This is a genomic window from Thermococcus sp. M36 (genome assembly GCF_012027355.1).
GTDB lineage: Archaea > Methanobacteriota_B > Thermococci > Thermococcales > Thermococcaceae > Thermococcus.
Map to the genome: position 1 here is coordinate 1 of NZ_SNUH01000326.1, position 396 is coordinate 396.

1 protein-coding gene is annotated in these 396 nt (G+C 35.6%); it reads right to left on the reverse strand.

Going from position 1 to position 396, the window contains the following annotated elements:
• Nucleotides 1-396 (reverse strand): helix-hairpin-helix domain-containing protein (locus E3E36_RS12545; protein ID WP_167895654.1); only part of this gene is annotated, 396 nt, incomplete at both ends.

Below are 396 nucleotides of genomic sequence, written 5' to 3' on the forward strand. Positions count from 1 at the left end.
TGTAAGCAAGGCTTCTATCCATATTAGGTATGGTAAACCATTCCTGCGGTGTGGCTGCATTCACATCAATTTTTATACTTGCCTTTGTTGCAATTTCTTTTGTAGCAGCATTATTATTTGAATGAACACTTTCAACTCTTGCATAAGGAATAATTCTGTCAGCTTCTTCTTTCTTCAAACCCCAAATTTTTCTTATGTCTTCAGCTGATTTAAACTTTCCTCCTTTACTTCTGTAATTCAAAATTGTTTTTATCGTTTTATCACGCAAGCCTAATTTCTTCCAGCCGGCTTCATCAATGGTATTCGGGTTAAACTCAAATAATTCATACGAAACATTTTCTGTAACTGCTGTTTCATTACCTGCGTCTTCGTTAACAGCTGTTCGGTTTACGAAAG